At 55.8% G+C, this 12,698-nt stretch carries 11 protein-coding genes; 3 read left to right on the forward strand and 8 right to left on the reverse strand.

Features of this window, described 5'->3' with window-relative positions:
- Window positions 1-227, forward strand: a 227-nt coding sequence (locus tag AXW11_RS07510; RefSeq protein ID WP_286792061.1) for a hypothetical protein, incomplete at its 5' end; no start/stop codon positions are given.
- A gap of 101 nt (window positions 228-328) precedes the next feature.
- On the opposite strand, the gene pssA is transcribed toward AXW11_RS07510, so the two are convergent.
- The 4 genes from pssA to AXW11_RS07530 all read right to left on the reverse strand — a co-directional run bounded on the left by pssA (window position 329) and on the right by AXW11_RS07530 (window position 4,568).
- On the reverse strand, window positions 329-1,180 hold the full coding sequence (pssA, locus tag AXW11_RS07515) for a CDP-diacylglycerol--serine O-phosphatidyltransferase (RefSeq protein WP_041335418.1): 852 nt from the start codon (window positions 1,178-1,180) through the stop codon (window positions 329-331).
- A gap of 90 nt (window positions 1,181-1,270) precedes the next feature.
- Complete coding sequence (ilvC, locus tag AXW11_RS07520; protein WP_007155057.1) at window positions 1,271-2,287, reverse strand: ketol-acid reductoisomerase; 1,017 nt, start codon at window positions 2,285-2,287, stop codon at window positions 1,271-1,273.
- Window positions 2,288-2,355: 68 nt separating this feature from the next.
- Complete coding sequence (gene ilvN, locus AXW11_RS07525; protein WP_007155058.1) at window positions 2,356-2,847, reverse strand: acetolactate synthase small subunit; 492 nt, start codon at window positions 2,845-2,847, stop codon at window positions 2,356-2,358.
- Window positions 2,848-2,849: 2 nt separating this feature from the next.
- The gene (locus tag AXW11_RS07530) at window positions 2,850-4,568 is read right to left on the reverse strand and encodes an acetolactate synthase 3 large subunit (protein ID WP_091643400.1); all 1,719 of its coding nucleotides are present in this window, start codon (window positions 4,566-4,568) and stop codon (window positions 2,850-2,852) included.
- Window positions 4,569-5,066: 498 nt separating this feature from the next.
- Between AXW11_RS07530 and AXW11_RS07535 the strand changes: the two genes are divergently transcribed.
- Window positions 5,067-5,525 (forward strand): DUF4124 domain-containing protein, encoded by a 459-nt coding sequence (locus AXW11_RS07535; RefSeq protein WP_164732080.1) that lies wholly within the window; start codon window positions 5,067-5,069, stop codon window positions 5,523-5,525.
- A 67-nt stretch (window positions 5,526-5,592) separates the two neighbouring features.
- Here AXW11_RS07535 and clpB read toward each other — a convergent pair whose 3' ends face one another.
- The 3 genes from clpB to rluD form a co-directional block, all read right to left on the reverse strand.
- Complete coding sequence (gene clpB / locus AXW11_RS07540) at window positions 5,593-8,169, reverse strand: ATP-dependent chaperone ClpB (protein WP_091643405.1); 2,577 nt, start codon at window positions 8,167-8,169, stop codon at window positions 5,593-5,595.
- A gap of 143 nt (window positions 8,170-8,312) precedes the next feature.
- Entirely contained in the window at window positions 8,313-9,056 is a 744-nt protein-coding gene (gene pgeF / locus AXW11_RS07545; RefSeq protein ID WP_075195694.1) for a peptidoglycan editing factor PgeF, read from the reverse strand.
- Window positions 9,046-10,023, reverse strand: a complete 978-nt coding sequence (gene rluD / locus AXW11_RS07550) for a 23S rRNA pseudouridine(1911/1915/1917) synthase RluD (RefSeq protein ID WP_036203682.1) — start codon at window positions 10,021-10,023, stop codon at window positions 9,046-9,048. The genes pgeF and rluD overlap by 11 nt, the downstream gene beginning before the upstream one ends.
- A 136-nt stretch (window positions 10,024-10,159) precedes the next feature.
- Between rluD and AXW11_RS07555 the strand changes: the two genes are divergently transcribed.
- The gene (locus tag AXW11_RS07555) at window positions 10,160-10,996 is read left to right on the forward strand and encodes an outer membrane protein assembly factor BamD (protein ID WP_041336829.1); all 837 of its coding nucleotides are present in this window, start codon (window positions 10,160-10,162) and stop codon (window positions 10,994-10,996) included.
- A 44-nt stretch (window positions 10,997-11,040) separates the two neighbouring features.
- Here AXW11_RS07555 and AXW11_RS07560 read toward each other — a convergent pair whose 3' ends face one another.
- Window positions 11,041-12,693 carry an NAD+ synthase gene (locus AXW11_RS07560; RefSeq protein ID WP_091643408.1) on the reverse strand — a complete coding sequence of 551 codons (1,653 nt, stop codon included), beginning with the start codon at window positions 12,691-12,693 and terminating at the stop codon, window positions 11,041-11,043.
- Window positions 12,694-12,698 lie beyond the last annotated feature (5 nt).

A 12,698-nucleotide genomic window follows, 5' to 3' on the forward strand; every position in this document is an offset into this window, starting at 1 on the left:
CGGCCAGCGCCCACACGAATTACTTGGTTAACTTTTTAAAGAGCGTTCGGGGCTTGCCCGATCAAGGTGGCGTATTCTACATCGAATCGCTGCCTTGTCAACCGTTTATTTTGACTTCGGTTTTAAACCGAAAAACTGCCAACAAATTCAAACGGTTGCCTTTCAATTTCTGGTCCGCCTCGGTGGGCGTTCCCCTCGAAAGAGATGCGCATTCTACAGAGCCCTGAGAATGTGTCAACGAGGTTAATCAATTAATTTTACTCTGTTTCGGTTACCCCCTATAACGCTGATCAAACCGCAATCAGAACGTTCATTTTTCAGGCCGAAATTACGCCGACTCGCCTGCCGAGCGGCGCGATTTTCTAAACAGTGCAAAAACCGGCCCCGACAACGCATAGACAAGGAACCCGCTAAACAGGACTGTTGCCGGATCAAGCGCGACAACCACAAACATCAGCACCACCAGGAGTATTGCAGCGAACGGCACCCGCCCCCGCATATCCAGGTCCTTGAAACTCTTATAGAGAATGTTGCTGACCATCAACACACCACAACCGCCAACGACGATGATCGTCATGAGGGTTAGCCAACTGGCCGGCTCCATCGCATGAAAACACCACACTAACCCGGCAACACACGCTGCAGCCGCAGGACTGGGCAGCCCCACGAAAAACTTCTTGTCCATGGAGCCGATCTGGGTGTTGAATCGTGCCAACCGCAAAGCAGCTCCCGCCACATAGATAAAGGTAATAGCCCAACCAACCTGACCAAGACTGTTCAGCGACCAGAAGAACGCCACCATACCCGGAGCCACACCAAAGGCGACCATATCCGCGAGACTGTCGTATTCCTCGCCGAACTTACTCTGAGTATTGGTCAACCTGGCAACCCGACCGTCAAGCCCATCCAGGATCATGGATACAAAGATCGCAATCGCGGCATTGTCGAATACGCCGTTTGCGGCGGAAACGATCGCGTAGAAGCCAGAGAACAGGGAAGCCGTTGTCAGCGCATTAGGCAGCAGGTATATCCCCTTGCGACGAACCGGCGCCCCCTCTACCAACTCTTCCTCGACAACTTCGCCGGACTCAATATCATGTTCATGACCAGAGGCGTCTGACCGTCCCCGAACATCTTTCTTTTCAGCCTGTGTTTCGGCCTGCTTCTTTTCATCAGTCATTCCAATCACTCCGGAAAGCATTTAGGCGGAGTATATACGAAAAACGCGGCCACCCGGGCCGCGTTTTCCAAACCAGTCCGAGGTACCGGATCAGTTTTTGTCTTTGTCCACGATCTTGTTCGCGGAGATCCAGGGCATCATGGAGCGCAGTTTTTCGCCAACGGTCTCAATCTGATGCTCGGCATTAATGCGGCGACGGGCCGTCATGGACGGGTAGTTGCTGCTGCCTTCCTGAATAAACATCTTGGCGTATTCACCGGTCTGGATGCGCTTCAAGGCATTGCGCATAGCTTCGCGGGATTGCTCGTTGATGATCTCCGGACCAGTCACGTACTCACCATACTCCGCGTTGTTGGAGATGGAGTAGTTCATGTTGGCAATACCGCCCTCGTACATCAGGTCAACAATCAGCTTCAGCTCGTGCAGACACTCGAAGTACGCCATTTCAGGCTCGTAACCGGCATCCACGAGTGTTTCGAAGGCCGCCTTTACCAGCTCAACGGTACCACCACAGAGAACAGCCTGCTCACCAAACAGATCGGTTTCAGTCTCATCCTTGAAGGTGGTTTCGATGATGCCGGTGCGGCCGCCACCGATACCGCTGGCGTACGAGAGCGCCAGGTTCTTGGCGTTGCCGGAAGCATCCTGGAAGATGGCAATCAGATCAGGGATACCGCCGCCACGGGTAAATTCGGTGCGCACAGTGTGGCCCGGCGCTTTCGGGGCAATCATGATCACATCCAGATCTTTGCGCGGCACGATCTGGTTGTAGTGGATCGCAAAACCGTGGGCAAACGCCAGAGTGGCGCCCTGCTTCAGATTCGGCTCGATCTCTGCGTTATACAGTTGGGCCTGGAACTCGTCCGGCGTCAGAACCATAACTACATCCGCTGCGGCAACTGCTGCGGGAACGTCACTGGTTTTGAGGCCATAGGCTTCCGCCTTGGCAATGGAAGAAGAACCTGGGCGCAGACCAACCGTTACATCCACACCGGACTCTTTCAGGTTGCATGCATGCGCGTGCCCCTGTGAGCCAAAACCGATGATGGCAACTTTCTTGCCCTGAATGATGGAAAGATCACAATCCTTATCGTAATAAACCTGCATGGAAAACCTCTATAATATTGTATTGGCCTTTTGGGGGCCGTCATTGTACAGAATGATGTCAGTGCCTGTTACAGGCTTAATACCTTTTCACCACGGGCGATGCCCGAAACCCCGCTGCGAACAACCTCAAGCACGCCCGAGGTACCCACCGCCTGAATAAAGCCGTCCAGTTTTTCACTGGCACCGGCCAACTGAACGGTATAGACCGAGCTGGTAACATCCACGATCTGACCACGGAAGATATCAACCGTACGCTTGATCTCGGCACGCTGGGACCCAGTGGCCTTGAGCTTGACCAGCATCAGCTCACGCTCGATGTGGGAGCCTTCCGTCAGATCCACCAGCTTGACCACTTCAATCAGCTTGTTGAGCTGCTTGGTGATCTGCTCGATGACTTTGTCCGAGCCTGTGGTCGTTACCGTCAGGCGCGACAGGGTTTCGTCCTCGGTCGGCGCCACCGTCAACGTTTCAATGTTGTAGTTACGCTGCGAGAACAGACCAACAACACGGGACAGTGCACCGGGCTCGTTTTCAAGCAAAACAGAAATGATTCGACGCATGATCAGACCCTCTCCGTCTTGCTGAGCCACATGTCCTTCATTGAACCACGGGCCACCTGCATCGGGTAGACGTGTTCAAAACGGTCCACGTAGATATCAACGAAAACCAGCCGGTCTTTCATCGCCAGCACTTCTTTGAGCTTTGGCACCAGATCTTCCTTTCGGTCGATTCGGACACCAACGTGACCATAGGCCTCTGCCAGTTTGATGAAGTCCGGCAGGGACTCCATGTAGGACTGGGAGTGACGGGACTCGTAGTTCATGTCCTGCCACTGCTTGACCATACCAAGGGCCTGGTTATTCAGATTGATGATCTTTACTGGAATATCGTACTGACTACAGGTCGACAGCTCCTGGATATTCATCTGGATACTGCCTTCACCGGTAATGCAAAGCACCTCGTCATCGGGGAAGTTCAACTTGACCCCCATAGCCGCTGGCAGGCCGAAGCCCATGGTGCCAAGGCCGCCGGAGTTGATCCAGCGATTGGGTTTATCAAACTTGTAGTACTGGGCTGCAAACATCTGGTGCTGACCCACATCGGAGGTCACAAAGGCTTCACCATTGGTAAGCTTCCAGAGCGCCTCCACCACTTCCTGAGGCTTGATGACATCCGGGCTGGTCTCGTAACGCATGCCATGGAATGCCCGCCACTCTTCAATCTGCTTCCACCAGGCAGCAATTGCATCGGCGTCAGGCTTTTCCTTGCTCTCTTTGACGAGAGTGATCATTTCCTTAAGCACCGCATCCACCGGGCCAACAATGGGAACATCCGCATCAATGGTTTTGGAGATGGAGGCCGGGTCGATATCGATATGGACAATGCGGGCACCGGGACAGAATTTTTCTGTCGCATTGGTCACCCGGTCATCGAATCGCGCACCCACACAGAGGATAAGATCCGAATGATGCATGGCCATGTTTGATTCGTAGGTGCCATGCATACCCAGCCAGCCGATGTGCTGAGTATCGGAGGCCGGATAACATCCAATGCCCATCAGAGTGTTGGTAATCGGATAACCCAACATCCTGACCAACTCGGTCAGCTGATCCGTGGCTTTGCCGAGGATGACACCGCCGCCCGCATAAATAATGGGACGCTTGGCTGCCAAGAGCATATCGACGGCTTTCTTGATCTGCCCAGCGTGGCCACGAATGGCCGGATTGTACGAACGGAGCTTGACCTTCTTGGGAAAGACATACTCGTAGCGCTCGTTTGGCGTTGTCATATCTTTCGGGATATCAACAACAACCGGCCCGGGACGACCTGTCGAGGCAATGTAATAGGCCTTGCGAACGATCTCGGGGATCTCTTCCGGATGACGGACACTCAGGTTGTGTTTCACGACAGGACGGGAAACACCGATCATATCGGTCTCCTGGAATGCATCTTCACCAATCAGAGTCGATGCAACCTGACCGCACAGGACCACCATCGGGATGGAATCCATGAAGGCAGTGGCAATGCCAGTGATGGTGTTGGTGGCTCCAGGACCCGAGGTCACCAGAACGGTGCCCGGTAATCCGGTAGCACGGGCATAACCGTCGGCCATGTGGACCGCAGCCTGCTCGTGACGCACCAGAATGTGCTTGACTTTGTCCTGCCTGAACAGCGCGTCATAAATATGCAACGCTGCACCACCCGGATAGCCATATATGTATTCGATCCCCTCATCTTGCAGGGACCGGATCAGCATATCGGCGCCAGACAATAACTCCACGATGTTCTACCCTCTTCTACGAGTGAATGAGCCGGGAAACGTCCCGGTTGCCTGGATGTCCGGACATCATGCTTCTTGTGAAAGCTGAACCGGATACTCCGCCACACCAGCTATTAAGAGGTTGTCTCCTGGCCAGCCGCCCTCCTGAGGGTTGCGGAGAACGGCCAATCAACGGGTTGCACGTAAGCAACAACCAGTCCGCGACCTGCGCGGGGCATTCAGTGTGGTAATTAACGGGGGATACTCGCTCGGGATTGCCTGCCGTATTGACCCCAGTCTTCAGGCAATCGGTAATTTTGACAGCGCTAAACTCCCTGTCAATAGCGGCGGCTGTTTTCTCTGCCCGTACCCACCGAAGGTCTGCCATACTTTGTGCAACTATTTGAACCAGATTGAAGAAACTTGCCTTTACAAATGGCATGATAAACATAGGCTAACATAGAGACGGGGCCGCTATGGGCGGAACTTCGACAAGGCTAACGCGGAATGAGTAACGGCATGAACAGAAAAACCCTCACCCTGGCAGTACTTCTGGCTGCGACACCAGCAATGGCTTTCGCGGCTTCCGTGTATAAATGGACCGACGAAGACGGGGTTACGCACTTTGGCGATCGGCAGCCAACAGGACAGCAGGCGGAGTCCGTCAATGTTCGCACCGGCAAATCCTCCGGAGGCAACCGGATGAGCCCGCAGGAACAATTGGAACAGCTCGAAACCCGGGAAGCCAAAGAAAGCGAGAAACGCCAGGAAAGCGCCGTAGAGGAAGCGCGGCGCAAACAACGGGAAGCCAACTGCGAAACCGCACGCACCAATCTTAAGCTAATTCAGCAGAACAGCAGGATCCGTATAGAAGAGGAAGGGGAACTGCGGTATCTGACCCCCGAAGAAATCGAGGAGCAGAAACAGCAGTTTGAGAAAATCGCAGAGGAAAACTGCGGCGAACCTGCCGAAGGTTAATGCAAGAGACACTCTGGTTGGATCCGGACGAGGGAGAGCACAATGCTCCGCCTCGTCGCTCCTGACATTACGCTTTCAAGAACTCCAAACCATGATCTTTGACCGACCCACGAATGGTATCACCGGGCAGGAAGTCCCCTTGCAATAACCTCTGGGCCAGCGGATTCTCAATCATCCGCTGAATGGCCCGCTTCAATGGACGAGCACCGTAAACGGGGTCGTAGCCAACTTCCGCCAGCAGCTCCATCGCAGCGTCGTCCAGCATCAACGACATATCCTGCTCTTTCAGGCGCTTGCCCAGAGCATTAATCTGAATCCGGGCAATGCCCTGAATCTGGCTTTCAGCCAGCGGATGAAACACCACCACTTCATCCACCCGGTTAATGAACTCTGGCCTGAAGTGAGTACCCACTACGTCCATAACGTCCTTCTTCATGGCCTCGTAGTTTTCCTCACCCGCTTTCTGCTGAATGATGTCCGACCCCAGGTTTGAGGTCATCACGATGACGGTATTGCGAAAATCCACCGTTCTGCCCTGACCATCTGTAAGACGCCCATCCTCAAGCACCTGCAACAGGATATTAAATACGTCCGGGTGCGCCTTCTCAACTTCATCCAACAACAACACTGAGTAGGGCCGGCGACGGACGGCCTCGGTCAGGTAGCCACCCTCTTCATAACCAACGTATCCCGGAGGGGCACCGATCAGCCGAGCGACGGAATGCTTCTCCATGAACTCAGACATGTCGATTCGAACCATGGCCTCCTCGGTATCGAAGAGGAACGACGCCAGGGCTTTGCAGAGCTCGGTCTTACCCACACCGGTCGGCCCCAGGAACAGGAAAGAACCATTAGGGCGGTGAGGGTCTGACAGTCCTGCACGGGACCGACGAACCGCGTTGGACACGGCCTCAACGGCTTCGTCCTGACCGATGACACGTCCATGGAGGGCTTCCTCCATTCGCATCAGCTTGTCGCGTTCGCCCTCGAGCATCTTCGAAACCGGAATACCCGTCCACTTGGACACCACTTCGGCGATTTCCTCATCGGTCACGCGGTTACGCAGCAGCTTCATCTCCATCATTTCCGCCTGGCTCGCCATATCCAGTTGGCGCTCCAGCTCCGGAATCCGGCCGTATTGCAACTCCGACATGCGCCCGAGATCGCCGGCACGGCGGGCATTTTCCAGGTCGATCCGGGCTTGTTCCAGTTGACTCTTGATCTTCTGGGAACCATGCAGTGCCGCTTTTTCGGTATTCCAGACCTCTTCCAGGTCCGCGTACTCACGCTCGATATCGGAGATGACATCCGAGAGCTCAGAAAGCCGCTTCTTGGAGGCGGCATCGGTTTCCTTTTTCAACGCCTCCCGCTCTATTTTCAATTGGATCAGACGCCGCTCAAGGCGATCCAGCGCTTCTGGCTTGGAGTCCATCTCCATGCGGATCTGGCTTGCAGCCTCATCCACCAGATCAATGGCCTTGTCCGGCAACTGACGGTCAGCGATGTAACGATGAGACAACTTGGCCGCTGCGATGATGGCACCGTCTGTGACCTCCACGCCGTGATGAACTTCGTAGCGCTCCTTCAGGCCGCGGAGGATCGCGATGGTGTCCTCCTCGGTAGGCTCGGAGACCAATACCTTCTGGAACCGACGCTCAAGGGCGGCGTCTTTCTCAATATTTTCGCGATACTCGTCAAGGGTGGTGGCGCCCACGCAATGTAGCTCCCCGCGCGACAGGGCGGGCTTGAGCATATTGCCGGCGTCCATGGAACCTTCCGCTTTACCGGCGCCGACCATGGTGTGAATTTCGTCGATGAACAGGATGATCTGTCCTTCCTGCTTGGACAACTCATTCAGCACGGATTTGAGGCGCTCTTCAAACTCACCCCGGAACTTGGCGCCCGCAATCAGCGAGCCCATATCCAAAGACAGCACGCGCTTGTTCTTGAGCCCTTCTGGCACCTCGCCGTTGACAATGCGCTGGGCAAGTCCTTCTACAATTGCGGTTTTACCCACACCGGGCTCACCAATGAGCACCGGATTGTTCTTGCGACGACGCTGCAGTACCTGAATGGTCCGACGGATTTCATCATCGCGACCAATCACCGGGTCCAATTTGCCAGCCTCGGCACGTTCGGTCAGATCAATGGTGTATTTGGAAAGCGCCTGTCGATGCTCTTCTGCAGACGCATCGTCAACCGACTCACCGCCTCTGACCTCATCGATGGCACGCTCCAATGCGGATTTGTCGACACCCTGCTCCCGCAGAACCCGCCCAAGGCTGCCCCGATCCTCTAGTGCGGCCAGCAGCAGCAATTCGCTGGAAATGAACTGGTCACCACGTTTCTGCGCCAGCTTGTCGGCAATATTGAAGAGCCGGCCCATATCGTTTGACATAGAGACATCGCCGGCAGAGCCCTGCACTTCCGGCAGGTTTTCAATCTCCCGGGCCACAGCCTGGCGTATCCGGGAAGGCTCAGCGCCCGATTGTTTCAACAGCGGCTTGATGGAGCTGCCTTCCTGGTCCATCAGCGCCTGCATCAGGTGCACGGGTTCTATAAAGTTGTGATCCCTGCCTACCGCTAGCGACTGGGCGTCGGCCAGTGCTGTCTGGAGTTTGCTGGTCAGTTTGTCGATTCTCATAATTCGGTCTTCCCAAATCTCTGTCACTGAACCGATGGGAGAATTCCATCGGCGACATTGCGTCTGCTTTGACAGTTAATGTAGGGGCGATTGGTGGGAGTTCAAGCAGACCGGACGGGAAAGTGTCAGAAAATTGACGAATGTCATGAGATGAATATCAGGCTTGCCATTCTCCCGGTTTGCCCGTCTCGACGATAGGAGAAAAAACGCTCACGATCGGTCACCGTGCAGAATTCACCACCGTAGACCTGAAGCACACCTGCCATTGCCAGCCTCTGCCGGGCAAGCTCATAGATATCCGCAAGATAATGGGTAGGGTTTCGAGGGCTGGAAATGAACGCATCACCCGATTGGGAATCGCTCATCAGGAAAGCCTCCCTGACCTCGGGGCCAACCTCAAACTGCTCAGGACCAATGGCCGGCCCCAACCACGCCAGGACGGCAGCAGGATTACCCAGATACTCAACCGTTCGCTCCAGAACACCACCACACAAGCCGCGCCAGCCAGCATGGGCAGCGGCCACCTGGCCACTGGCGGGGTTACAGAAAAGCACCGGAAGACAGTCCGCTGTCATCACCACACATGCCACCCCAGGCTGGGAGGTCACACTGGCATCCGCGGTGACCGCACCCGACTGCGGCAACTCAACAACGTCAGTACCATGAACCTGGTTAAGCCAACCGAACGACTGAGCGCCGGGCTCAGCCCACTGCCCAAGCAGGGACCGATTTTTCGCAACATCATCGGGATGATCTCCCACATGCGTGCCGAGGTTCAGGGATTGCCACGGCGCTTGGCTGACCCCGCCCATTCTCGTCGTGCATGCGGCATGCACCCAAGACGGAGCGGGCCAGTCAGGGACAATCACCGGCAGTTCAGACGTCATGGTTCTCCAACTCCTTAACGTGCTTTCGAAGTGCGGCCAGCAGACCCTCGATGTCATCGGGCAGTGGTACCTCCCAGGTCAGTATCTCACCGGTTTGCGGGTGTTCCAATGTCAACTGGCGTGCATGGAGCGCCTGCCGCTGGAAACTGGCAAGCACGTCCCTCAGTTCGTCTGTTGTGCCTTTCGGCAGACGTAGCCGACCGCCATACTGAGGGTCGCCCACCAATGGATGTTTCACGTGGGCCATATGCACCCGTATCTGGTGGGTACGGCCGCTCTCCAGCTTACAGCGAACGTGGGTGTGCGCTGCGAAGCGCTCCACCAGGCGATAATGCGTTACCGCCGGCTTACCGGTGGGCACAACCGCCATTTTCTTGCGTTCACGAGGGTGGCGACCAATCGGTGCATCCACCGTCGAGCCTCCAGTAAGGGTGCCAACCACAATAGCTTCGTATTCCCGCCCCATGGTCCGGGTCTGCAACTGGTCGACCAGCGATGTATGAGCAATCAGGCTGCGCGCTACCACCATGATGCCGGACGTATCTTTGTCGAGACGATGCACAATCCCTGCTCTGGGCAGGTTCTCCACTTCCGGGGCATGGTTGAGCAAGGCATTGACCAGGGTGCCGTCAGCGTGGCCTGCCGCCGGGTGGACCACGAGGCCCGCAGGCTTGTTAATGACCAACAGGTGCTCGTCTTCATACACAATATCCAGGTCTATCGATTCCGCTTCCCAACTGACTTGCGCTTCCGGCTCCGCATCCAGATCGAGCCGGTCGCCCAGCATTACCTTGTCCCGGGGCTTACAGGTTTTTCCATTGACCGTCAGTGCGCCGCTTTTGATCCAGCCCTGCAGTCGGGAGCGCGAGTGCTCCGGCATCAGTTCGGCCGCAGCCTGATCCAGGCGGCGGTCGCTGTGCTCCGGTGGAATGGAGAAGCTGGCGATAATACGGTTTTCAGATGACATTGAGCCCCCGGGGCCGGTATGAGTGTTACGTTTGAGTCAGAATTTCTGAATCCACGGCGCGTGCCACTGCACATGTGAACGGATCCCCGTTACAATGGCCGACGTTTCGAATTTTGCCATTATACGGGATTCCGGCATGAGATCAGTTGTCCGATTACTGCTAGTCACCACCGCAGCGCTATTCATCAGTGCCTGCGCATCGAACGATAAGCAGGAAGAAGTACTGCCGGAACAAACCTATTACGAAAATGCCCGCGATGCGATGAACTCGGGCAACTTCAACGAAGCCGAGCAGAACCTCGACTATCTGGAAACCTACTACCCATTTGGCCGCTATGCGGAACAGGCCCAATTGGACCTCATTTATGCCCGCTACCAGAATCTTGACCTGGAAGGGGCCCGCGCGGCGGCAGACCGTTTTCTCAGACTGAATCCACAGAGCGATCACGCCGACTATGCGCTCTATATGCGAGGCCTGGCATCCTATAATCTGGATATTGGCCTGGCTGCCCGCTACTTCCCGGTGGACGTTTCGGCAAGAGACCCCGGCGAACAGCGCCAGGCGTTCCGGGACTTTTCCGAGCTGCTGAACCGCTACCCCTCCAGCGAATACGCTCCAGATGCCCGCCAGCGCATGATTGCGATCCGCAACCGCCTGGCTGAACTGGAACTTTACGCGGCACGATATTACATCAGCCGTGAAGCCTACATCGCGGCGAACAACCGAGCTCGATACATTATCGAAAATTATTCAACGACGCCGTCCGTCGAAGAAGCCTTGATTATCCTGGCGGAAACGTTCCGTTTCATGGATCTGAAAAAAGGAGCAACGGATGCCGTGGCGATGTTGAAAGAGAACTTCCCGGACAGCGCCGCCTTCAATGAGAACGGAGAGTTCCAGCCAGACATACTCAAACGCGAGGACCGCTCCCTGTCTAGCGTGGTCACCTTCGGCCTGATGGGCGACGAATAACATTTGGCAGGGCTGCCCGAGCAATCAGGCAGCCCTACCGCAATCTACTTTCCACTTTTCCAGCCATTGGTAATCGGGTAACGCCGATCCTTACCAAACCCCCTTTCGGTAATTCTCACGCCTATCGGCGCCTGCCTGCGCTTATATTCGTTAATATCCACCAGCCGCACCACGCGATCGACATCCGCCCTGTCGAACCCCTGAGCCACAATGGCATCGGCACTGAGATCCCGCTCCACGTAGAGATTGAGGATCTGATCGAGAACGTCGTATCCCGGCAGGCTATCCTCGTCTTTCTGATCCGGTGCCAGCTCTGCCGACGGCGGACGGGTAATGACCCGTTCCGGAATCACCGGCGAAACACTGTTGCGATACCAGGCGAGGCGAAAAACCAGGGTTTTGGGAACGTCCTTGAGCACATCAAAGCCGCCGGCCATATCCCCGTACAGAGTCGAGTAGCCCACCGCCATTTCACTTTTGTTGCCAGTCGTCAGCACCAGCGAACCGAACTTGTTGGACAGAGACATCAACAGAACGCCCCGCAGCCGGGCCTGCAGATTCTCCTCGGTGGTGTCAGGTTGCGTGCCCTCAAACGGGGCCGCCAATGTTTTCATAAAGGCATCGTACATCGGCTCAATGGAGAACACGTCGTATTGAACGCCCAGGGCCACGGCCTCGGCTTCCGCGTCTTCAATACTCATACCCGAGGTATAGCGAAAAGGCATCATCACCGCGCGTACCCGGTCGGCCCCCAGGGCATCCGCCGCAACAGCCAGGGTCACCGCTGAATCGATACCGCCGGAGAGCCCCAGGACAACGGATTTAAAACCATTCTTGTTGACGTAGTCCCGCACTCCCAAGACCAGGGCCTTGTAGACATTTTCCTCCAGCGACGGTTCGGCAACAGCAGGCTGCGGGATTGGCTGGCAATGATGCTCACAGACGAAGTCCACCGGATAGAGCCCTTCGCTGAACTGTGGTGCTTCGGCTGCAAGCACCCCGGAATGGTCGTAAACCACAGAGCCACCATCAAAGACCAGTTCGTCCTGCCCGCCGATCAAATTGACGTAGACAATACTCACCCGATTCTCAAAAGCCTTGCGTTCTACCAGAGCCTTTCGCCGCACCTGCTTGTCAATATCGTAGGGTGATGCATTGAGGTTGACGACCAGTCTGGCGCCTACCGCGGCAGCGTCTTCCACCGGCCCCTCGCTCCAAATGTCCTCACAGATGGTAATGCCCACTGGCACCCCTTTGATATCCATGACCAGGGTATCCACACCATTCGCAAAATAGCGCTTTTCGTCGAAAACCTGATAATTGGGAGGAAACCGCTTGAAGTAGCGACCGGTTATATTTCCCTGCTCAATGGCGACCGCAGCGTTGTATAGTAGAGCGCCCTCCCGTATCGGGGCCCCCACGATGATGGCAGGGCCCAGATGCTCCCCGCGCAAGGTTTCCAGCGCGTCTGCAACGCGCAAATCCATACTGGGCCTTAATAAAAGGTCTTCCGGTGGGTAACCGGTAAGACACAATTCAGGGAACACAACCAGATCCGCCTGATGCTCCTGCTCCGCGCGTCGGGTCGCCTCAATCACCTTTTGGGTATTGCCAGGGATATCGCCCACCAGAAAATCGAGTTGGGCCATCACTACTCGAAGTTTTCCGGGCCCCTGACCATCCTTTTGCACGGACATAACGC

It is taken from the genome of Marinobacter sp. Hex_13, assembly GCF_001566815.1.
GTDB lineage: Bacteria > Pseudomonadota > Gammaproteobacteria > Pseudomonadales > Oleiphilaceae > Marinobacter > Marinobacter salarius.